We start from the raw sequence: 21,423 nt of genomic DNA on the forward strand, positions 1-21,423 counted from the left end.
CACCCACCCCGGACCGCCCCGCCATCCTGTATGCTGCTGTTGCACTCCTGAGCGAAGCCCCGGCCAGCCAGGCGCGGTGGTGGGTCTGAGGGATGGGGGCGCTGAGCCTCACAAGTGCAGAGCCTCGCAGAGGCACAGCATCACAAGCGAGATCGTGATACAACTGAACAGCACACAGCATGGTCCCGTGGTGAAGCCTGGAGTTCACGCCGCCCTGTCAAGGCGGAGGTCGCGGGTTCGAATCCCGTCGGGACCGCGCTCGCACCACCAGTTGATGTTACTATGATGTTGATTTCACTGGTGGGGGCGACCTGGTTGGGCCGTGTTTGGCAGGATGGTTGCACCGGGGCAGGTAGCTCAGTCGGTACGAGCGTCCGCCTGAAAAGCGGAAGGTCGGCGGTTCGACCCCGCCCCTGCCCACGCGCTAGCTTCTGTTACTCGCCGCACTGACGTGCAGCCTCGCGCCAGCCGCGATGTCCACCGGGGGGCCAAGCCCCCCGAAGCCCCCCACGAAACTAACTTCTGTTACTCGCCGCCAGCCCGGCAGCTCAGCGGGACACTGGAACCGTTCGCCACTCTCGGCGACGATCTCGCCCTCGCCGGGCGGGATCCAGTGCCATGATCGCGACTACTGCGAACCCTGTGGCTTGCGGCGTACAGTCAGCGCCATGAAGCGGATGGTCCAGATCCCCTACGAGCTGGAGCAGGAGGAGGACGGCACCTGGGCGGCCCATGCGTCGTTCCCCAGCGGTGGCGCACATGGGCTCGGTAACACCCCCGAGGATGCCGTGGCTGATCTCTACGAGGCTGTCAGTCTGGTCATCGAGGAATTCGTCGCCGCTCCGTGACCCACGGCCAGTTGGTTCGAATTCCCAGTCGCCTCGGACCGCGACCTCGAGCTGATCACGGCCTTCGGTATCGGGTTCGAACCGGACGACCTGACCCGGCAGCAGTACCTGCGGGATGGCGTCGACATGGGTGCGACGCTGGGCACCGGACGTTGGGTGCTGCCCTACCCCACCGCGATAGTGATCGGCTCCGACCGCGTCGTCCGGTTTGCCGACTCCCACCCCGACTGGATGGTGCGCACCGAGGCGGAGGTTCTGCTGGACGCCGTGCGGTCGCTGGTTCGTTAGCACCCTGCGATCGACCAACCGCCGGACCCCGGGTTCGACCGAGACCGCCGGGTGCGGCGAAGCGCCCGATCTCCGGGCCAGCCGGCGATCTGACTCGATGGGCCGAATATCGCTCACGCACCCCGGCGTCGAGGGCAGGCGTCAGTAGTGGATAGGGCCGGGGGTGCCGCCCCCGGCTGCGATCGACTCGCCAGTAACAGCAACCGCGAGCGGGGATGCCAGGAAGGTCACGACTGCGGCGACTTCATCCGCGGTGACCACCCGCCGGATAGCCGTGCCAGCCGCAGCCGCCGCGAGATGTTCGGCGGGGAGCGAGATCGTCCCGTCATACTTGTCGGTCAGGGTCAGGCCAGGGTGGACGACGTTGACAGGTCACCCCGTGCTGCCCGAGTTCGTCGGCGAGCGTCTTCGTGAGAGCGGCGACGCCGACGTTGCGGATGGAGCCAGACGCGATCCCCACCTGGCGCGCGGCGAGGCCGCCGATGTTGATGATCCTCCCCCATTTGTGCGCGGCGAAATGAGGTATGACCGCCTGCGCCGTGCGCAGGTAGCCGAGGACCTTCACGTTGAAGTCGTCCGCGACGTCGGCGGTGGACAGGGTGGCAACGCCGCCCGCGCCCGTTGATGCCCTGACGCCACGTAACTGCTGACACCGCACCGGATCCTGCATCAACCGGTCGGGGTTCGCTGGCGCCGGGAGCCCGACCCCACCGTTCTTCTTGACGTGGTCCAACGCCGGTCTCTAGCCTGACATCGACCAGAAGGAGATTTCCGTGCCGGCTACGAGGCGTCGCGACAGTCTCCGTCTTGCCGCCCGCCGGCACATCGATTTCGGTCGCGTCGTCAGCGCCGCCTGTTGCCCCTGATTCAGGCCCTGCCGCTCGGACAGCAAGGGTAGATCCCGCTCTCCCGGCACGGCTTGCGCCCGCGGCGCGCCTTCCGTCACCTCTGCGCCCCTGCACCCCTACCCGTCACATGCGCCTGGCCGTGACGTGGCGCAACGTCTGGAGAACCCCTTCTTCCTACGAAACGAGGCATCCCATGGCCCGCCGCCTTTTCACCTCGGAATCCGTCACCGAGGGGCACCCGGACAAGCTCGCCGACCAGATCAGCGACGCACTGCTCGACGCCTTCCTGGCCGGAGACCCCGGGTCGCGGGTGGCGGTGGAGACGCTGCTGACCACCGGCCACGTCCACGTCGCCGGTGAGGTCACCTCCAACACCTACGTCGACGTGCCCACCGTCGTGCGGCGCAAGCTCCTTGAGATCGGCTACGACTCGTCCACCGGTTTCGACGGCGCGACCGTCGGCGTGCTGGTGTCGATCGGCGCCCAGTCCCCCGACATCGCGCAGGGCGTCGAGAACGCCTACGAGGCCCGGGTCGAAGGCGGCGAGGACGCCCTCGACCGGCAGGGTGCCGGCGACCAGGGCCTGATGTTCGGGTACGCCACCGACGAGACCCCCGACCTGCTGCCGCTGCCGATCACACTGGCGCACCGGCTGGCCGAGCGGCTCGCCCAGGTCCGCCACGACCGCACGCTGCCTTACCTTCGCCCGGACGGCAAGACGCAGGTCACGATCGAATACGACGGGGACCGGCCGGCACGGCTCGACACGGTCGTCGTCTCCGCCCACCACGCACCCGGCGTCGACCTGGACGCCCGCCTCACCCCCGACATCCGCAACCTGGTGATCGAACCGGAGCTCAAGCGGCTAGCCGAGGAGAGCCTCGGGATCGAGGTCGATGGCTTTCGACTGCTCGTCAACCCCACCGGACGGTTCGAGGTCGGCGGTCCGCAGGGCGACGCCGGACTGACCGGCCGAAAGATCATAATCGATACCTACGGAGGCTACGCCCGCCACGGTGGCGGCGCCTTCTCCGGCAAGGATCCGTCCAAGGTGGACCGTTCCGCCGCCTACGCATTGCGCTGGGTCGCCAAGAACGTGGTCGCCGCCGGGCTCGCCCGCAGGGTGGAACTCCAGGTCGCCTACGCCATCGGCAAGGCCGAGCCGGTGGGCCTGTTCGTGGAGACCTTCGGCACCGAAACCGTCCCCGCCGCCGAGATCGAAGGGGCGGTGCGGTCCGTGTTCGACCTTCGCCCGGCCGCGATCATCCGTGACCTGAACCTGCTGCGGCCCATCTACGCGCAGACCGCCGCCTACGGCCACTTCGGCCGGTCGCTGCCCGACTTCAGCTGGGAACGCACCGACCGGGCCGACGCGCTGCGCGCCGCGATCGGCTGACCACCGTCTGGCGCCGGCAGACCCTGGACGAACTTCCAGCGCCGACCACTTAGCTACAGCAACCGGGACGTTCCACCCGACATCCTGCGGGACGCCTACCTGCAGGAGGTCCGGCACGCCATCGCCGGCGAGATCACTGTTGACATCGAGCAACTCCCCCTCGACCAGGCCGGGCAGGCGTGGGCACGCCAGGCCGCGAGCCCCGGCATCAAGATCGTCGTCGTCCCGTAGTCCCGTCCCGGCCCCCGGAAAGGTAAAAGTTGATCGGTCGATCGGTTTCGGTCGACCTCTCACCCCACCACCGACCACCGACCACCGACCTGCCGTGGGAGCCAGCACACCATGTCGATCACGTCGCCCACCGCACCACTCACCGGGTCGTCCACCACGCGGCCCGCCACCGCGCCCGTGGTCGCCACCGCGCTTCCGGCATTGTTCGCCGACCAGATCCGCTCCCGACTCGGCGCCGTGGCCCGGGTCATCGACATCCTGGCCGGGGAGGCGCTGCCGGCAGAGCTGCCAGGACCGGTGGTGGCTCTCGTCTCGCCCTGGTCCTTGCGCGACTCACATGCGACGGCCGTGCTGGCGGCGGTCGAGCAGGCCGGATGGGTCCACTTCCTGTCGACCGGCGTCGACGGCTTCCCCCTCGAGCGCCTCGCCGGCCGCACCGTGACCTGTGGCCGGGGCACGAACAGCGCGGCCATCGCCGAACTGACCGTCGGCCTCCTGCTCGCCGCCGAGAAGCGGATCCCGGACATCTGGGAGGCCGAGACGAACGAGCCCTTCCTCGCGGAGCCACTGGGCACCCTGGCCGGCCGGACGATCGGTCTCATCGGGTTCGGGTCCATCGGCCAGGAACTGGCCCTCCGGCTGGACGGGTTCGGCACGCGGCTGCTGGCCGTCCGGCGTAGCGGACGCCCCGCCGAACTGCCCACCGTGACCGTCGTGCCCACCCTGCCCGACCTGCTCGGCCAGACCGACCACCTGATCGTGGCCGCACCGCTGACACCACTGACCGACCGACTGCTGAACGACGAGGCGTTCGCCGTCACCAAACCTGGCGTCCACCTGGTGAACGTCGCCCGGGGACGCATCGTCGACACCGGCGCGCTGGTCCGGGCCCTGGCTGCCGGGATCGTGACGCGGGCAAGCCTGGACGTCACCGACCCCGAACCGCTGCCTGCCGACCATCCGCTGCGCCGCGACCACCGGGTGCGGATCCTGCCGCACCTGTCCTGGTCGGCTCCCGGCGGCCCCGACCGCGGCATCGACCTGTTCGTCAGCAACCTGCGCCGCTGGCAGGCGGGCCAGCCGCTCGATGGCCTCGTCGACGTCGACGCCGGATACTGACGTGCGACCAGACAACCTGGTGAAGCGGGCCGGGGTGCGCATCCTCGACCAGAGCCCGGCGCTGGAGTTGACCGCGCACACGGACGGCTCCATCGCCGGTGTCCGCGGGGTGCACCGCCAGACCGGCATCGACTATGAAGTGCGGGCGAGCGCGGTGGTGCTCGCGACCGGCGGCTGCGGGTTCGCCTCCCGGCTGCTCGGCTCGCAGAACAACACCGGGGACGGCTACCTGATCAACGGGGCCAAAACCTGGATCACCAACGCACGTCGCGCCGGACTGCTGGCGCTGTTGTGCAAGACCGACCCGGCCGCGACGCCCGTGCATCGCGGTATCAGCATCCTGCTGGTGGAGAAGGTGCCCGGGTTCACCGTCTCCAAGGACCTGCCCAAGCTCGGCTACAAAGGTGTGGAGAGTTGCGAGCTGTCCTTCGTGGACTGCCGGGTACCGCGGGACGCGGTGCTCGGCAGTGTCGAAGGGCAGGGATTCCAGCAGATGATGCGCGGTCTGGAGATCGGGCGGATCCAGGTCGCCGCCCGGGCCACCGGTGTCGGTCGCGCCGCCTTCGATGACGCCCTGCGGTACGCCCAGGAGCGCGAGTCCTTCGGTAAGCCGATCTGGCAGCACCAGTCGGTCGGCAACCATCTCGCGGACATGGCGACCAAGCTGACCGCAGCCCGGCAGTTGCTGTTGCACGCGGCGCGCCGTTACGACACGGGCGAGCGCGCCGATCTGGAGGCCGGCATGGCCAAGCTCTTCTGCTCGGAGGTTGCCATGGAGATTGCCCTGGCCGCGATCCGGGTTCACGGCGGCTACGGCTACTCGACGGAGTTCGACGTCGAGCGCTACTTCCGGGACGCTCCGTTGATGATCGTCGGCGAGGGCACCAACGAGATTCAGCGCAACGTCATCGCCGGGCAGCTCATCGCGCGGGGCGGACTCCCCTACTGATGACCCCTACAGCCGGGGACGATCTGGTGCCGGAGCCCGCCGCCGCGGTTCGGTCGGCTTCGGCACCAGGTTCGTCGGCTCGGAAACGACCGGATCAGGACTCGTGTGCAGTGATCTCCCGGCAGAACCGGAGCACGGGGGGCGGGTCGAACCGGAGCCCGACCGGCGTCGACATCGTGCCGGCCGTGATGGCTGCGCCGAGCGTCGCCTGCACAGCCTCGATATCGTCGGCATCTATCTCGTAGATCGCGATGAACGGGCCGTCCTCGCCGAGTGACTCGAACCTGCGGGCCGACACGAACCCGTCGATCGCCAAAATCTCCTGCAGATGGGTCTCGTTGTACCACTTGTGGTACCCGGCCGCCTGCTCCGGCGAACTCGGTCGTGATTCGACGTAGAGAATCCCCTTGGGCACTCGCCCGACCTCCTTCTCGATGGACATCTTCTGATTCCGAAAGCCGCACCTGGCTGGCCGTGGTGCGCGTTCACAGTTTGTCAGGACATGAGACGGCGCGCTTCACCTCGCGAATGTTCGACGAACGGGAAAATGCGGATGAAGCCGGCGCGCAGACTCCGATCTGCGAGGTGTCGACCACGTGCGTGGCGCGGGGATCGACAGCCGCGACGATCCCGAGATCCTCGCCGAACACGTCCTCGGCATGGTCGCCGGCATGCCCGCACGCCTGGCCTCGTTCGGCATCCAACGCGACCCCGCCACCCAGGAACGCCACACCCAGGTCGCGGTACGGCTGTTCCTGCGAAGCCTGCGGCCCGACTGACCAGCCCTGGACGACAGCACCGCCGGTGCCGGCGCGTCCTGGCCGCAGATCCGACCCCGGGTACAGCAGTCTCCCTATGGACCCACTCACCAGCGGGAATGAAGGCGTCGAGACGACGACCACAACGGGAGGCCAGCATGGGCAACTGCGAGGTTTGCGGCAATGACTACGAAATGAGCTTCGAGGTTCACGCCCAGGGCTCGGTACACACGTTCGACAGTTTCGAATGCGCGATCCATTCGATGGCACCGATCTGCGACCACTGCGGAGTGAAGATCTCCGGACATGGCGCCCAGACCAACGGGCAGTTCTTCTGCTGTGCCCACTGCGCCCGCGCGGCAGGCAGAACAGAGATTCGCGATCACGCCTGACAACCGTCGACGCCAAGGGGCGTGCGAGAAAAACCATAATCGCACGCCCTTCGGCCCGCCACACTACCTGATACCTCCGGGCGGGCGAGAAAAACCATAATCGCGCACCCTTCGGCCGGGCCAACCGCCTATTTCGGTCGGCTGTAGGACGCGACGCCGGCACTCTCGATCGGGCCGTTCGCTATCATGATGCCACCCGGCACGTCCGCAGCCCGCCCGACATAACTTGCCTTCGTCGGCGAGACACCAAGTTGCGAATAGTCCAGCGGCGGGACCAGACCGCCCGTCTCGACCTGGGTCATGCTGCTCTTCGCGGCGAGCAGACCCTCTCGGGTCAGATCGCCGCTGCTGCACGCCTTCTCCAGAATCCTGTCCATTACCACCGCCTCCGCCCAGCCATCCACGGCTCCAATACTGGGCGACCGCTGATCATGGGTGGCTGCGAAGGCGTCACGTATCTCCCGCGCGCTCGGCTCCTGAAAACCGACTGACGGCAACGCCAGGTAGAGATTCTTCTTCAGCGCCGGTCCGGCGGGGCCCAGCAGCAGACTGGGGGTGAAACCCACGTTGCTGGCGAGAATCGGCACATCCAGTCCCAGCGCACTCGCGGCGCTCGCCACCGACGCGGTCTGTGCCGGTGTACCGGTGAACAGAATTGCGCTGACCTTTCTGGCCGCGAGCGCGGTCACCACGGCGGTCAGGTCGGGCTTGTTCGGGTCGATCTTCTCCTCGACCAGACCAAACTGGTGCCGCCTGGCCATGTAGGCCGAACCCAGCAACGCGCTCCTACCCAACTCGTTGTCGAGATAGATGTGACCGATCGTGCCACCAGATCTAATCTTGTTCTGTGCGAGCAGATAGTCGAGCCCATTGATCATTTGTATGTCATAGGTTGCGCCGACAAGCGTGTAGTACCTGTTGTCCGTGAGAGCCGGCGCCCACGTCTCCGCCATTGTCATCATCTTGTCGGATTCGATCAACGGGCCGAGTTTCGTTGCCATCGGCGAACCGAGCAACTGCTCGATCGCGAGAACTTTGCCCTTCATCCCGCTATAAAAATCCACGGCACGGTCGGTGTCATATCCATGGTCTTTGATGTCAAGTACGACGCTGTAACGATTGCATACTCCACCAGTGGAGTTTCGCAGGTCCCAGTAGAGTTGCTGCGCGTCGGTCAGATCCTTCGCGAGTCCTTTGAACGCTCCCGACAGATCGGTGAGCACACCAAGCGTGATGGTATCGTTCGAGATACCCACACCTGTTTTGATCTTGCCGCCAGCTTGATGTGTCGCATCCGAAGCCTCGTTGCTCGGCATCGTTCCCGTGCCACAACCCGCACCAGCGAGGACGAGTACGCCGGCAACAAACAGGGATGCCACGCTCCGACGCCCTAATAAGATCATGTTCTTCCCTCTCAAAGCAACGACCTGCCGGTCGGCGCGGGTGAACAGGGAAGCCACCGCAACATACACGGACGCACGGCGTGCCGGCCATCGGTTTGGTACTTCAATGCCGGCTTGTCCGGTTTCAACACAAAAAATAAAAGATCCACGTTCGGCAAACAGAGCAGACTCCTGAAAACGACATATATGACTGGAAAGCAGAATGGGCGCTATTGTTACCACAGACCCACCGCGGAGCTCAAGCTCACCGGCCGGGGGCGATATGGTCACGAAGCGCTCCGTGGCACGACAGACACCGACGACGTGCGCCTGTGGTCATCCGAGTGACCGGTGCCAGGCAGCAGGGGCGCCGGCGAGCGCCGAGCCCGCCAAGAGCCTCGAACCCGCACGATCCGGCGCGGATCTCGTCCTGGAACGACAAAGGTCCGGAAGGCAGCATCCCGGTTTCGGGGAACCTCCCGGACCTACCGACGGGGTCGTGTCACGGCGCGAGCAGCGCGGAAACGCTGATCATCCCGGGGACATGAACGCACGGTCTACGCCCCTGCGGTGGTGGAGATCTTCGACTGGCAGACCGCCTCGCCTTCCAGTCGAAGATCCTAAAGACGCTTGGACGTACCAGAGCGCCCCCACCGTCAGCGGCCTTGACACATCGGAAGAACAACTGTTGCCCACACTTGAGACAACCGCCGTACCGACATCCCCCTCGGTCCTAACCTGATCACATCTCAAGTAGCCGAAGATCCCCGAATAACCAACAACTCGCGAATTTCGGAACTTATCGATCACAGCAGCAGAGTAAGGAGGATCCGATGCATCCGATCGCACCGGCGTGGAGCTATACCTCGCTTCCCATGGATGGGACCCCCTTGAGGAGTGCCCGGACCTCCGCCTCGCGGTAACGGCGGTGACCGCCAAGGGTGCGTATCGAAGTGAGCTTGCCCGCCTTGGCCCACCTGGTCACGGTCTTCGGGTCAACTCGGAACATGGTTGCCACTTCGGCAGGCGTCAGCAGCGGCTCAGCGTCCGGTGTTCTCGTCGTCATTGTGTTGGCCTCCCGTCACAGAGCGTTGCTCCGTCCCATACAGATCGTGCATCCTTCGGGGGCATTTCGGACATGGCACGTCAGGACCATCTGCTGACTAGTCACACGACGTCCGAAGCGAGCAGCCACGCTCAGTTAGCGGTTGCAAACCATCAGCTTGCCGACTCCCGTGCCTGAACCGGTCTCCACCGGTTCAGGACGCGCTCATAGGCCGCGACTGCCACATCTGTTCGCCCTAGGCGTAATGCGCCGAGTGCCTCATCAAGGTCTTCGACCGATGTGTCGTCACGCAGAGCATCGTCATCGAGCAGATCCACGAGTCCGCCGTAGTCGAGTTCGACCCGGCTGTGTGGGTGGAAGTCCGCCAGCCACTGTCTGATCTCGGCCAGACCGTCGACGCCCGGTGAGTCCGGAGCGACGCGACGCAGCATCTCCAACGCCTCCAGCGCCAGACCGACCCGCCGCCGGGCACGGCTCAGCGACGTCCGGTACGACAACGACCGATCGGCGCTGTCACCGGTGACCAGCAGGCGCTCCGCGGGCTCGAACAGGACGAACCACGGTGGCGGCACCATCCAGGTGCAGGTCTGGACGTAAACCTTGAGATCCGGGCGGCGGGTGTGCCAGCGGTCGAGCTCGGTCTCGGCCGGGTCTGCGAGTCGTCGCGGGATGAACGCCTCCGCCACCCGATCCGGCAACCCACCGCGAAACTCCATCGCCGCCTGCCACACCCGCAGCTGGGTGTACCAGGGGCAGACGAACATCAGCCCGTCCGCCACCTGGATGAAGGCCGACTCGTCGGCGACGTCCAGCGACGGCTGGATGGTCGCGACGAGGGCGACGACCCGCTCCCGGCGGGCACCGGCACGGCGGCTCGGGACACGCCCCTTGGCTGCATAACGCTCCCAACGAAGCCGATCGGCCGGCGGGAACGCCGCCAGCGGCTCGTACACCCGCAGATAGGCCGCTGGACTGACCACAGGAGCCACAGACAGATCCTGGCATGCCAGAAGCCTCAGTGGGTTGCCGCGTGCCCGTCAGCCGCACGTGGGCGGCCTGCAGCGCCGATCTTCACTCGCGCCGGTACCGCGGCTGGATAGGTTGCGGACACCGGTCGCGACCCTCACAGCGGGGTCTCACGCATGCTTGCGCCCACGTACCCGGCAAACCACATACCCGGCAAATCACGTACCCGGCGAAGGGAGCCCGCACGGTGCCGTCCGTCTTCACCGTCGCCTCACAGCACGAACAGGTGGTGTTCTGCGTGGACTCCGCCAGTGGACTGCGTGCGATCATCGCGATCTACTCCACGGCCCTCGGCCCGGCCCTCGGCGGAACCAGGTTCCACCCCTACGTCGACGAGGACGCGGCGCTGCTCGACGTCCTGGACCTGTCCAGGGCAATGGCCTACAAGGCCGCCTGCGCCGGCCTCGACTTCGGCGGCGGCAAGGCTGTGATCATCGGCGATCCGAACCGCGACAAGTCCGAGCTGCTGCTGCGCGCATACGGACGCTTCGTCGCCTCGCTCGGAGGCCGTTACATCACCGCTTGTGACGTCGGAACCTACGTCGAGGACATGGATGTGGTCGCCCGCGAGTCCCGATGGGTCACCGGACGGTCGCCTGCGCAGGGTGGCTCCGGCGATTCCGGCGTCCTGACCGCCTACGGCGTGTTCGAGGGGATGCGTGCCTGCGCCGAGTATCTGTGGGGCACGCCGTCGCTTGCCGGTCGCCGTGTCGCCGTGGCCGGCCTCGGGAAGGTCGGCCGGCGTCTGGTCGGCAGGCTGCTCTCCGACGGCGCCGCCGTGGTCGCCGCGGACGTCGACCAGGCGGCGCTCGATCGTGCCCGCGCGGAGTATCCCGACGCCGAACTGCGGACCGATCCCGACACGCTGATCACTGCCGACGTCGACGTGTACTCGCCGTGCGCGTTGGGCGGAGCGCTCACCGCGGAGGTGGCGAGCGCCCTGTACGCGCGGGTGGTGTGTGGCGGAGCTAACAACCAGCTCGCCGATGCCGGTGTGGACGAACGGCTGGCCGCCGCGGGCGTGCTCTACGCACCCGACTTCGTGGTCAACGCCGGCGGTCTGATCCAGGTCGCCGACGAGTTCGCGGGCTACTCACGCGAACGGGCGCAGGCCGCGGTCAGCCGTATCTTCGCGTCGACGCTGGACGTTCTCGGTCACGCCGAGCAGACCGGGGTGACCTCCGCCCAGGCCGCCACCCAGCTCGCGGAGCGCCGGATGACCGAGATCGGACAACTGCGCAGGATCCTCGTACCATGATCCTAAGTGACAGGCTTGAGATGTCGATCAGTGACCCACGTCACACATCGTTCATCACAATCGTCGCGCGGCCCGACAACTGTCGGGTTGGCGTGCCCATGAGCCCACGATCCCTGTAGTCTCGGGAGGCACGAGATAATGAGAGCACCGGGGCGGGTCCCCGTCGTCATGTTCGAGGGGGTCGAGCCATGGGGCGCGGCCGAGCAAAGGCCAAGCAGACGAAAGTCGCCCGCGAGCTCAAGTACAACTCGCCCAACATGGACCTTGATCGCCTAAAAGCCGATCTGGGTGCCGGTAGCGCGCGAGAAGACACCGCGGACGATCAGTACTCGTCGGATGATTCCTACGAGTACGACTACGCCGACGAGGACGAGGACACCGGTCGGCGGTAAGTAACACAAGCATGGTTGCGGGTCTCCGGATCCCGGGCTCCCATGTGACCGAGGGCGACGCGATGGTGATCTTTGTCGCGTTGCCGGCGGCCCAAGGAGCCCTGCGGCCAGGCCCACGCAGGTCGCAGCGGCGGCCGCGCGGGCGTCCTGTGCCGGCTGTTCGCGGGATCCGGTGCCGCATCCATGAGCGAGGGCCGCCACCAGGCCACCAGGCCCACGACGTCCTGGCATGGTCGACCTACATCGTGGTCGTGGACACGGACGCGGCGGTGGCCGACACGGCGGTGCTGACGGCCATCCCTTGGGACGATCGCCGGTTACCGGGGATGTTCTCCGACCATCTCCGCCGGTTGACCGACGCGAGGACGATCGCGATCATCATCCGCATCGCCGACGCCGTCAGCCGGGCTGTTCACGGGGCCGTCTGCATCGGTACGGACGACCTCGCCGATGATCCACGCCGGTATCCCGCGCGCGGCGAGCAGGTCGAGAGCGGCGCAGGCGTCATGCGCAGGCAGCACCGCGACCATCCCCACCCCGAGGTTGAACGTCCGTTCCATTTCAACCGCTGGAACACCACCACGCTCGGCGACCAGATCGAACAAGGGTGGCGGGGTCCACGTAGACCGGTCCAGGCGGGCGGTCAACTCGGCGGGGATCACCCGGGCCAGATTGGCCGCGAGCCCGCCACCGGTGATGTGCGCGAAGGCGTGGACGTCCACGGCTGCGGCCAGCGCCAGACAGTCGCGGGCGTAGATCCGCGTGGGGACGAGCAGGGCATCACCGAGAGTGGTCCCCAGGCTGTCCTCATGACGGGCCAGGGCGGCGCGACCCGTGGGCGAGACCCCACCCGGGCCGTCGGGGTCGACCGGGCCGAGCAGCGCATGACGCACCAGGGAGTAGCCGTTGGAATGCAGACCAGAGGAAGCCATCGCCACCACCACGTCCCCCGATCGCACCCGCTGCGGGCCGAGGAGCGCGTCCGCCTCCACCACACCGACACCGGTGGCGGCGAGGTCGTAGTCGTCGGGGCCCATGAGCCCGGGATGCTCGGCGGTCTCACCGCCGACAAGGGCCGCACCGGCCTGTTGGCAGCCGAGCGCGATCCCGGCGACGATTGTGGCGATACGCTCCGGAACAACGACCCCGCAGGCGATGTAGTCGAGCAGGAAAAGCGGTTCGGCGCCGCAGACCACCAGGTCGTCCACGACCATCGCAACCAGGTCGATACCGACGGTGTCATGCCGGCCGACGGCCCGCGCAACGGCGATCTTCGTGCCCACCCCGTCGGTCGACGAGGCGAGCAGGGGACGCCGGTAGCGGGTGACGTCGAGCGCGAACAGCCCGGCGAAGCCCCCGAGCGATCCGACGACCTCCGGACGGGTGGCCCGCGCGACATCGGCGCGCATGAGGGCGACGGCGCGGTCGCCGGCATCGATATCCACGCCCGCGTCCCGGTAGGACACGTTCGTCACAGGCCGATCAGGCAGCGGCGCGCTCACCGTCGCTGCGCCACCGGGCCGGCGCCGTCCACGGACGCGCCGTCCACGAGTGTCCCGGTCTGCAGCGCGGTCAACAGGGCCTCGCCTTCCGGCTGGGAACCACCCGACCCGCCGCCGGCACGGACCGCGGGGTCGTGGCCGGCACGGTCACCGTCCGCCGCGTCTTCCAGCAGATACTTGCCGAGGTGGTCGGCATGCGGCAACGGAACCGGGTATACCCCGTCGAAACAGGCTCGGCACAGCTGCGCCACCGGCTGGCGAGACGCCGCGACCAGGCCTGCGAGTGACACGTAGGCCAGAGAGTCGGCTCCCAGGGACTCGCGGATCTCCTCGACGTGAGCGTTGTTCGCGATCAGTTCGGAGCGGGTGGCGAAGTCGATGCCGTAGAAGCACGGCCAGCGCACCGGCGGCGAGGAGATCCGCACATGTACCTCGGTGGCGCCGGCCTCGCGCAGCATCCGCACCAGGGCGCGTTGGGTGTTGCCCCGCACGATCGAGTCGTCGACGACGACAAGGCGGCGGCCGTCGATGACATCACGCAGCGGATTGAGCTTCAGCCGGATCCCACGCTGGCGGATCGTCTGCGACGGTTGGATGAACGTCCGTCCCACATAGGAATTCTTCACCAGCCCGTCGCCGTACGGGATGTGGCTGGCCTCGGCGAAGCCGACCGCCGCGGGCACGCCCGACTGCGGCACCCCGATCACGAGATCGGCCTCCGCCGGTGCCTCGCGGGCGAGCGTCCGCCCGACCTCGACCCGGGTCGCGTGCACGGAACGGCCCGCGATCGTGGTGTCCGGGCGAGCGAGATAGACGTACTCGAACAAGCATCCGTGCGGTGTCGCCGGCGCAAACCGGTGGGAGCGCGGCCCGTCGGCATCAATGACGATCAGTTCACCGGGTTCGACCTCGCGGACGAAACCGGCGCCGACGATGTCAAGGGCCGCGGTCTCACTCGCCACGACCCAACCGGTGTCCGGGCCGTCCCCGCCGAGCCGGCCCAGCACAAGCGGATGCACACCGTGGGTGTCCCGGGCGGCATACAGGGTTGAGGTGTCGCAGAACACCAGCGAGAACGCGCCGGCCAGCCGGGGCAGCACGTCGATGGCCGCTTCTTTCAGCGTCGGGCCGGGATGCGCGGCCAACATCGCGGTGATCAGGTCAGAGTCCGTCGTCGCCCGGATCGGGCCCCTGACGGTGTCGGCGAGGTCCGCGGCCAGGGTCGCGGTATTGGTGAGGTTGCCGTTATGACCCAGTGCGACCGCTCCACCGCCATGCGACGACCGGTAGGAAGGCTGGGCATTGTCCCAGGTCGACGATCCGGTGGTCGAGTAACGGGTATGGCCCACGGCCAGGTGCCCGGTCAGGCTCGCCAGGGTCACATCGTCGAAGACCTGGGCGACCAGCCCCAGCTCCTTGAAGACGACGACCGTCCGGCCGTCGGCGACCGCGATACCCGCCGCTTCCTGGCCCCGATGCTGCAACGCGTACAGCCCGTAGTAGGTTAGATTCGCAACGTCCTCATCTGGAGCCCACACTCCGAACACCCCGCAGGCGTCCCGCGGACCCGGATCATCGATGTACTCACGGGCCCAGTCCTCGGCGCCACGACGCTGAGCATCAGCGCGCTGGCTGCCGCAGCGGGAGCCAACCGCTGGGTCGAGAGGTGCCGCCGGACGGGCGGCGGCCGCCGGACGGGCGGAGACAGACATCGAACAGTCACCGACGTCGGGCAACACAGCTCCTTGGGACGTCGTTCACACTGGTCCGCAGCCCACGCTAGCAGCGCCAACCCGCCCGACACCTGTCGATCTCCAACTCATGCGGGACACCACGGACAGGTCCGGTCCAGGTAGTCCCTCGAGCACCCGAAGCGCATGCGCAACGCTGAAGCATATGTGCAACACTGCAGAGCATGACGATCGTCGGCCTCCGCGAACTGCGGACGAACGCCAGTGACGTGATCCGCCGGGTGGAAGCAGGCGAGCGGGTGACGGTCACAGTCGACCGCCGTCCCGTCGCGGAGATCATCCCACTGCGGCGTCGCATCTGGCTTCCGCGTACGGAAGCCATCGCAGTTCTCCGCCAGGTCCAGCCCGACCCGGCGATGGAGGACCTGCTCGCCGAGCTCCGGGAAGAGCGAGTTGGCGATAACGAGTGAAACTCCTGCTGGACACGTCGTTATTGATCACTATTCATGAGAAAACCGCCCCGATACTGCCGGACGAGGTAACGGATGTAGCCGTATCCGTGATCTCCGTCGCAGAACTCACCATCGGCGTACTAGTCGCAACAGATCCGGACATCCGCGCGCAACGACTTGCCACGTTGTCAGCCGTTGAACGCAGTTACGAACCTCTTCTCATCGACACCGACGTTGCCCATACGTATGCCCGCCTTGTAGTGAAAATCAAGGCGTCCGGTCGCAAACCGCGCGTCATGGACACCCTGATCGGGGCTACGGCGATTGTCCATGAATGCACCGTCGCAACCAGGGACGAGGATTTCCACGCCCTTGGCGACGCGGGGGTCCCCTTCGTGATCGTCTGATCCGCCGCAAGGGCCGGCCGAGAGCTCACCGGCCACGTGTTCTGCCACAGCGGGCGGTCCAGCAACGGAAGTTACAGCAACGGAAGGTAAGGGCGCAGGTCGGCGCGGGAGCCGCTGGCCCGCACGCGACCGTCCGCCACCGCGTCCATCCAGCTCAGGCGACCCACGGCGACATCGACAAAGGTGACCGGATCGGTTTCGACCACGTTCGGCGGTGTGCCCCGGGTGTGCCGCGGGCCCTCGACGACCTGCACCGCCGCGAACGGCGGCACCCGTACCTCGACGCAACGCCCCGGAGCGCGCGCCACGAGTAGACCGGTGAAGGTTCGCACGACGATCCGCACCGCGTCCCGATGCGGATCGACCCCCAGGTCGAGACCGTGGACAACACCGTCCACCGCCAGTGCGACCAGAAGGTCTCCCAGCCGCATGCCACCGGCTGCGGTCATGACCGGACGCGCCGGGTCGACACCGGCGAGCCCAGCCGCGGCGGCGGCGATGGCGTCACCCAACCGCGACCGCAGCCGGCCATGCTCACCGGCTCCCCACCGCGTATCGGCGGCCGTCCCGTTGTGTGCGTCATCGCGCGGGCCGAGCCCCAATCCTGCCGGCGCCGCCAGATAGGTCTCCACGCTCAGAAGACGTTCCGGGCGGGCGTCCGCGGCCGGCGGGGGCGGACCCGCGATCGCCGCGGCCAGCGCAGCCGCCGACCCGGCGGTATGGACGACAAGATCCGCGACACTCCAGCCGGGCAGCCTGCTCGGCTGCGCACACTCCTGCGCTGCGAGTGCGGCCACCCGCTCGGCGATCCGCTCCCACTGGCCGACAACCGCCGACGCCAGTTTCGGATCATCACGACGAGCCGCGGACACCACGGTTCTGATTATCGGCTGGCGGAAGACGGGCCGACTGGCAGCACCTGCTCTCCCATCTACCCGGCATCGAAGAGGAGGATGAGGCGATGGACGCGCAGCCGTACGGAAACGTGATCGTGGACGCTGACAGCGGCGACGCCCTGGACGACCCGCTGGACGACCGGCGCCGCGACGACCAACATGATCATGCCGACGTCGGCGAGCGAGACGACCCTTTCGGGACGACCGCGATCCAACGCCGGGTCCTCGATGCCTGGGCCGCGTCCCCCGCGCGGTTCCGCGAGGACGCGAACGCCGAGGAGGACGCCGCCCGCGGCACCTACCGCGACCGGCTCGTCGTTGAACTGCTCCAGAACGCCGTGGACGCGGCCCATGCCGCCGCTGTGCCCTGCCGTGTTCTGATGACATTGACCAGCGGTGACGACACGGCTGCCGAACCTCACGCCGGGATGCTGGAGATCGCCAACACCGGAACCGGGCTGTCCGCAGCCGGGGTCGAATCGCTGTCCACGCTACGTGCCTCGGCCAAGCGAGACACGGCGGCTCTCGGCCGATTCGGGGTCGGTTTCGCCGCGGTTCTCGCCGTCAGCGACAGTCCGTCGATCGTGTCACGACGGCCGGTGGGGCCGTGGGAGGAACGGGATGCCGGCAGCGGTGGTGTCAGCTGGTCGAAACAGGCGACCATCGAAGCGATCAACGCACTCGATGTGCCCGCCCTCGACGCCGAACTGACCCGCCGCGACGGTGCCGTCCCCGTGCTACGCCTGCCCTCGGTGCTGGCCGACGCGCCACCACCGCCGGAGGGCTACGACACCGTCGTCCGGCTGCCGCTGCGTGACGCCGGCGCGATGGCGTTGGCCCGTGCCCTCCTGGCCGGTCTCGACCCGACGCTTCCGCTGGTGATGCCCGGACTGTCCGAGATCACCGTCGTGGTCGACGATGATCGCACGACGCTTTCCTGTGTCTGGGTGGACCCCACCCCAGCGGACCCGGCAGGGTCGCCCGGCCAAAGGGCGCGCGACAATGATCTTCCTGGCGCGCCCGGAGGCCCAAATGAGCATGGCCAAAGGGCGCGCGACAATGATCTTCCTGGCGCGCCCGGAGGCCCAAATGAGCATGGCCAAAGGGCGCGCGACAATGATCTTCCTGGCGCGCCCGGAGGCCCGAATGAGCATGGCCAGGAGGTCGCACTACTGAACGGGCAACGCTGGGTCGGCAGGGTGCGACGCGGAGTGATTCCGCCGGATCTGCTCATCGACCGGCCGGTTGAGGAACGTGCCCGTACCGGATACGAGGCCCGAGCCATGGTCCGCGAGGGAGGCTGGCCCGGCGGTGTGCCCACGCTTGTCCGGGCGCCCCAGCCAACCGACGAGCCACTGTCGTTGCCGGTTCTGGTCAGTGTGGGTCTGCCGTTGGAACCGTCCCGCCGGCACACCGTCGCTGGTCCGCTGCGGGACTGGCTGGTGGACCGGCTCGCCGAAACGATCGTCGACCTTGCTGTCGACCTCGGTGCCGGCGGCCCGCTGACACCGGATACCGCGCCCGCCCACCCCGACGGCACCGTGCCGGGTGTCACCGGCGAGCCCGGTGTCACAGCGCTGCCGGGCGCTGGCGCCAGATCGGTGGCGCCGGCCGGACCGGACCTGTTCGCATTGATCGCCGCGGGGCAGGACCCGGGCGGCACCCTGGCATCGCAGGCGCGCGACGCATTCGACGTGCGTGCGCTCGTGGGTACCGGCCATCCGCCGGCGCATTCGCCGCTGGCGGCGCTTGAACTCGTCCCGACCGGACTGCCGGCCGGTGAGGTCGACGCCAGGTTGCGGGACGCCCTCGCGCGGCTGCTACCGGACGCACCGATGTTTCCCGGCGGGCACCGCGGATCCGACTGCGTGGTCTGCGACCTCGGTCCGGCAACCGACCAGGTCACGGCGCTGCTCACGGCCCCGGCAGTGCTCCGGGGCGACGAATCGGGCACCGACGAACTGGACGACGACAACCGGGGCGACGACAAACCAGGCGACGACGCAGATGGCGCCGTGGACGGCCTGCTACCGACGGCCTACGCCGCACGGCATTGGCGTCCAGCCCTCGACCTCCTGGGAGTACGCCGCCTCGATACCGCCGATGTGGTCGAGATTCTCAGCGAGCTCCGCCGACCGCCGTCGTGGTGGGCACGTGCCTATGCGGCGCTCGCGAACGCGCCCGACCGGGACGCCCTCGGCGCCCTGCCCGTCCCGCTGGCCGCATCCGCCCCGGATCGGGACCCGGCACCGGATGCCGGGACCGGCCCTGGACCGGACGGCACCCGGCTCGGGGTCCGGATGGTGACCGGCCCGCGTGGGCTGCTGCTTCCCACCACCGATCTGGACGTCCTCGCGTTGGTCAGCTCAGGGCTACCACTGCGCGTCGCGCATCCCGACGCGTGCGCCGGCGCGGCCCGCGACACCCTGCGCACCCTCGGTGCGGTCGAGGGAACCCCCGCGAGCGTGCTGCGCGACGGGTCCGTCGCTGACGCCATCGCCGATATCGACCCCGAGGCGGATCCCGACGCGGCACGCGCGCTGGCCAACGCTGTCCTGGCACTGGCGCGGGACGCAGGCTTCGATGCCGGCTTCGATGCCGGCTTCGATGCCGGCTTCGATGCAGGCGGTGTCGACACCGGCGATATCGCCGGTGAACTGCCCTGGCTCGCAGATCTACTGCTTCCCGACACCGATGGCGACTTCAGCCCCGCCGGTGAACTGTTGATCGAAGCCGGCCCCCTCGACCGAGTGCTCGCGAGCGACGCACCGTTCAGCGTCCTGGCCGATGACTTCGCGCGGGCATGGCCGGTCGGCGTGCTGGAAGCGGTCGGGGTACTGCGGACCTTCACCGTGCTGCATGTCACCGACGTGAGCCTCGACCCGGACGAGCCGGTCCTGCTCGACCTGGACGACAGTGACACCTGGGTGGAGGAGTTGACCGCCCGGCTCGGGTCCGAATTCGATCAATCCCTTGCCGGTAGCGAACCGGGCGTGCCGCCCACGCTGGCGACCTTCTCGGCCGTCCGCGACCTCGAGTTCGTCGACCCGTCCCGCTGGCCTGATGCGCTCGCGGAGCTGGCCCGGCCGCCGCTGCGCGATGTCGTCATGCACTCCGACCGATTGCGCCGGCCGGGGTCCGGCGGCTATGCCCGCGATGCGGATGTGTCGTACACGCGCTGGTGGCTGTCCCGGCACGCGCTGCTTCCAGTCGCCGGATCAACGACCGTGCTCCCCCCGCCCGAGCTAGCGCTGCCCGGCGCCGACCCGCTGCTCGACGGGCTGTTCGCCCCGGCTGCCCCACTGCCGGGGGTGGATGTCGGCCTGCTGCGCCGTCTCGGTTGCCGGCTTACCCTCGCCGACGTCCTGAGCGATCCGGACGCGGTTCTCGACCTGCTCGACCGGCTCGGCGACGCCGATCGGGACGTGCCATGGCCGGCGGCGCGCCTGCTGTACATGGCGGCCGTGGATGCCGCCGCGGCGCTCCCCCGCGCCGAGGTACCCGACCGCGATCGGGCGAGGAGCATCGACCCTCCGCTGACCGTCCGCACCCCGAACGGCGTGGTGCGGACATCCGATGCCGTGATCGTGGACGCGCCGGACCTGATGCCGCTACTCGGGGCCGGTCGCGGTGCCCTGCGGATGCCGCTGGACCGGGCAGCCGAGGCATCCCTCGTACTCGGCGTGCCCCTGCTTTCCACGCTTGGTGACTGTGACGTCGTCTCAGCGCCGCAGTCACCGACGCATACGGCGCCGGAGGGTACGCCGTACCTGTCGCATGCGCGTCTGCTTGTAGCCGACGTCGACGGTGCGTCCACACCCGTCGCGTGGCGGGTGCTCGGTGGCATCGGAGGAGAGATCCACGTCGACGCGAGTGCCGGGACGAACGCGCTGGCGCGGGCCCTGGCCTGGCGTGCCGGCACCTGGGACCGCCGGCACGCCATCGCCGAGGCGCTACGCGACCCGGCCGGTGACGATCAGCGCCAGGCCGAAGCCGACCTCGACGACTCCTGAGCCGATGTTTCAAGATCCGCCTCAACGTCCAGAGCCCGGCACGGAGGCGGCAGCGACGGCGCGCTAGCGACGGAGACGGTTGCGGCGGCGGGATGTGACCGCGATACCCAGCAGGCCGAGCGCCGCGCCGACGGCCGCGGTCGCGATCCACCACAGGTGGCCGTCCGCCCGCAGGCTGTTCCAGAACGGCAGCAGCACCACCAGGGCGACCAGCCACAGAATCGTACCGACAGTCACTGACGCCACACCGTCATAGGGCAACGGTTCCAGCTCCCGGCGCCCAGCCGGCGGGGTCACGCTCATATCTGCTGACGCTACCCGCCCGCCCGCACGAACTCCCCGGGCCGCGAGCCATCCAGCTCATGATCTACACGCCCAGGCCATGATCGGCGCGAGTTTGTCGGAAGGTACGCTTTTAGGCCTGTAAAGCGTACCTAACGACAAACTCGCGCCGATCTTGTGGCAATCCGGGAATGCTTAGTGGTCGGCGCCGACCACTAAGAGCGACC

The 21,423-nt window shown here is 68.1% G+C and carries 20 protein-coding genes, 2 tRNA genes and 1 pseudogene; 14 read left to right on the plus strand and 9 right to left on the minus strand.

What is annotated here, in order from left to right:
* Window positions 1-181 precede the first annotated feature (181 nt).
* From U9978_RS09110 to U9978_RS09125, 4 genes are all read left to right on the plus strand, one after another.
* A tRNA-Asp gene (locus U9978_RS09110) sits at window positions 182-256 on the plus strand.
* Window positions 257-346: 90 nt separating this feature from the next.
* Window positions 347-420, plus strand: a tRNA-Phe gene (locus tag U9978_RS09115).
* 248 nt (window positions 421-668) lie between these two features.
* Window positions 669-848, plus strand: a complete 180-nt coding sequence (locus U9978_RS09120; RefSeq protein WP_322760633.1) for a hypothetical protein — start codon at window positions 669-671, stop codon at window positions 846-848.
* A 126-nt stretch (window positions 849-974) separates the two neighbouring features.
* Complete coding sequence (locus U9978_RS09125; protein ID WP_322760634.1) at window positions 975-1,136, plus strand: hypothetical protein; 162 nt, start codon at window positions 975-977, stop codon at window positions 1,134-1,136.
* Between the two features lie 141 nt (window positions 1,137-1,277).
* Here U9978_RS09125 and U9978_RS24000 read toward each other — a convergent pair.
* A pseudogene (locus U9978_RS24000) lies at window positions 1,278-1,755 on the minus strand (SDR family NAD(P)-dependent oxidoreductase); the annotation flags it as partial.
* Between the two features lie 422 nt (window positions 1,756-2,177).
* Between U9978_RS24000 and metK the strand changes: the two are divergent.
* The 3 genes from metK to U9978_RS09150 all read left to right on the plus strand — a co-directional run bounded on the left by metK (window position 2,178) and on the right by U9978_RS09150 (window position 5,679).
* Window positions 2,178-3,380: a methionine adenosyltransferase gene (gene metK / locus U9978_RS09140; protein WP_322760636.1), complete on the plus strand. Its 1,203-nt coding sequence runs from the start codon at window positions 2,178-2,180 to the stop codon at window positions 3,378-3,380.
* 342 nt (window positions 3,381-3,722) lie between these two features.
* The gene (locus U9978_RS09145) at window positions 3,723-4,730 is read left to right on the plus strand and encodes an NAD(P)-dependent oxidoreductase (protein WP_322760637.1); all 1,008 of its coding nucleotides are present in this window, start codon (window positions 3,723-3,725) and stop codon (window positions 4,728-4,730) included.
* Between the two features lies 1 nt (window position 4,731).
* Window positions 4,732-5,679 (plus strand): acyl-CoA dehydrogenase family protein, encoded by a 948-nt coding sequence (locus tag U9978_RS09150; protein WP_322760638.1) that lies wholly within the window; start codon window positions 4,732-4,734, stop codon window positions 5,677-5,679.
* A gap of 94 nt (window positions 5,680-5,773) precedes the next feature.
* Here U9978_RS09150 and U9978_RS09155 read toward each other — a convergent pair whose 3' ends face one another.
* Window positions 5,774-6,121: a DUF4286 family protein gene (locus U9978_RS09155; RefSeq protein ID WP_322760639.1), complete on the minus strand. Its 348-nt coding sequence runs from the start codon at window positions 6,119-6,121 to the stop codon at window positions 5,774-5,776.
* 154 nt (window positions 6,122-6,275) lie between these two features.
* On the opposite strand from U9978_RS09155, the gene U9978_RS09160 reads away from it, so the two are divergent.
* Together U9978_RS09160 and U9978_RS09165 are read left to right on the plus strand one after the other, a co-directional pair.
* Window positions 6,276-6,458: a hypothetical protein gene (locus U9978_RS09160; protein WP_322760640.1), complete on the plus strand. Its 183-nt coding sequence runs from the start codon at window positions 6,276-6,278 to the stop codon at window positions 6,456-6,458.
* Between the two features lie 137 nt (window positions 6,459-6,595).
* Window positions 6,596-6,829, plus strand: a complete 234-nt coding sequence (locus U9978_RS09165) for a hypothetical protein (protein ID WP_322760641.1) — start codon at window positions 6,596-6,598, stop codon at window positions 6,827-6,829.
* A 128-nt stretch (window positions 6,830-6,957) separates the two neighbouring features.
* Here U9978_RS09165 and U9978_RS09170 read toward each other — a convergent pair whose 3' ends face one another.
* The 3 genes from U9978_RS09170 to U9978_RS09180 all read right to left on the minus strand — a co-directional run bounded on the left by U9978_RS09170 (window position 6,958) and on the right by U9978_RS09180 (window position 10,266).
* Window positions 6,958-8,502, minus strand: coding sequence for an ABC transporter substrate-binding protein (locus U9978_RS09170; RefSeq protein WP_322760642.1), 1,545 nt, complete (start codon window positions 8,500-8,502; stop codon window positions 6,958-6,960).
* Window positions 8,503-9,070: 568 nt separating this feature from the next.
* Window positions 9,071-9,277 carry a developmental transcriptional regulator BldC gene (gene bldC, locus U9978_RS09175; RefSeq protein ID WP_322760643.1) on the minus strand — a complete coding sequence of 69 codons (207 nt, stop codon included), beginning with the start codon at window positions 9,275-9,277 and terminating at the stop codon, window positions 9,071-9,073.
* A gap of 152 nt (window positions 9,278-9,429) precedes the next feature.
* Entirely contained in the window at window positions 9,430-10,266 is an 837-nt protein-coding gene (locus U9978_RS09180; RefSeq protein ID WP_322760644.1) for a hypothetical protein, read from the minus strand.
* A gap of 224 nt (window positions 10,267-10,490) precedes the next feature.
* On the opposite strand from U9978_RS09180, the gene U9978_RS09185 reads away from it, so the two are divergent.
* Together U9978_RS09185 and U9978_RS09190 are read left to right on the plus strand one after the other, a co-directional pair.
* On the plus strand, window positions 10,491-11,561 hold the full coding sequence (locus U9978_RS09185; RefSeq protein WP_322760645.1) for a Glu/Leu/Phe/Val family dehydrogenase: 1,071 nt from the start codon (window positions 10,491-10,493) through the stop codon (window positions 11,559-11,561).
* Window positions 11,562-11,749: 188 nt separating this feature from the next.
* On the plus strand, window positions 11,750-11,953 hold the full coding sequence (locus U9978_RS09190; RefSeq protein ID WP_322760646.1) for a DUF3073 domain-containing protein: 204 nt from the start codon (window positions 11,750-11,752) through the stop codon (window positions 11,951-11,953).
* A gap of 317 nt (window positions 11,954-12,270) precedes the next feature.
* On the opposite strand, the gene purM is transcribed toward U9978_RS09190, so the two are convergent.
* Complete coding sequence (purM, locus tag U9978_RS09195) at window positions 12,271-13,428, minus strand: phosphoribosylformylglycinamidine cyclo-ligase (protein ID WP_322760647.1); 1,158 nt, start codon at window positions 13,426-13,428, stop codon at window positions 12,271-12,273.
* Between the two features lie 23 nt (window positions 13,429-13,451).
* Window positions 13,452-15,167, minus strand: a complete 1,716-nt coding sequence (gene purF, locus U9978_RS09200) for an amidophosphoribosyltransferase (protein ID WP_416210907.1) — start codon at window positions 15,165-15,167, stop codon at window positions 13,452-13,454.
* A 203-nt stretch (window positions 15,168-15,370) separates the two neighbouring features.
* Here purF and U9978_RS09205 point away from each other — a divergent pair, with 203 nt between their 5' ends.
* Together U9978_RS09205 and U9978_RS09210 are read left to right on the plus strand one after the other, a co-directional pair.
* Window positions 15,371-15,616 (plus strand): type II toxin-antitoxin system prevent-host-death family antitoxin, encoded by a 246-nt coding sequence (locus U9978_RS09205; protein WP_322760649.1) that lies wholly within the window; start codon window positions 15,371-15,373, stop codon window positions 15,614-15,616.
* Window positions 15,613-16,005 (plus strand): PIN domain-containing protein, encoded by a 393-nt coding sequence (locus U9978_RS09210; RefSeq protein ID WP_322760650.1) that lies wholly within the window; start codon window positions 15,613-15,615, stop codon window positions 16,003-16,005. The genes U9978_RS09205 and U9978_RS09210 overlap by 4 nt, the downstream gene beginning before the upstream one ends.
* A 71-nt stretch (window positions 16,006-16,076) precedes the next feature.
* Here the strand turns inward: U9978_RS09210 and U9978_RS09215 are convergent, their stop codons facing one another.
* Window positions 16,077-16,877, minus strand: coding sequence for a sterol carrier family protein (locus U9978_RS09215; RefSeq protein ID WP_322760651.1), 801 nt, complete (start codon window positions 16,875-16,877; stop codon window positions 16,077-16,079).
* A gap of 89 nt (window positions 16,878-16,966) precedes the next feature.
* Between U9978_RS09215 and U9978_RS09220 the strand changes: the two genes are divergently transcribed.
* A complete protein-coding gene (locus tag U9978_RS09220) occupies window positions 16,967-20,914 on the plus strand; it encodes a sacsin N-terminal ATP-binding-like domain-containing protein (protein WP_322760652.1) in 3,948 nt (1,315 codons plus the stop codon).
* 63 nt (window positions 20,915-20,977) lie between these two features.
* Here U9978_RS09220 and U9978_RS09225 read toward each other — a convergent pair whose 3' ends face one another.
* Window positions 20,978-21,217 (minus strand): DUF2530 domain-containing protein, encoded by a 240-nt coding sequence (locus U9978_RS09225; RefSeq protein ID WP_322760653.1) that lies wholly within the window; start codon window positions 21,215-21,217, stop codon window positions 20,978-20,980.
* Window positions 21,218-21,423 lie beyond the last annotated feature (206 nt).

The sequence above is a fragment of the Protofrankia sp. Cr2 genome (assembly GCF_963555885.1).
Classification (GTDB): Bacteria; Actinomycetota; Actinomycetes; order Frankiales; family Frankiaceae; genus Protofrankia.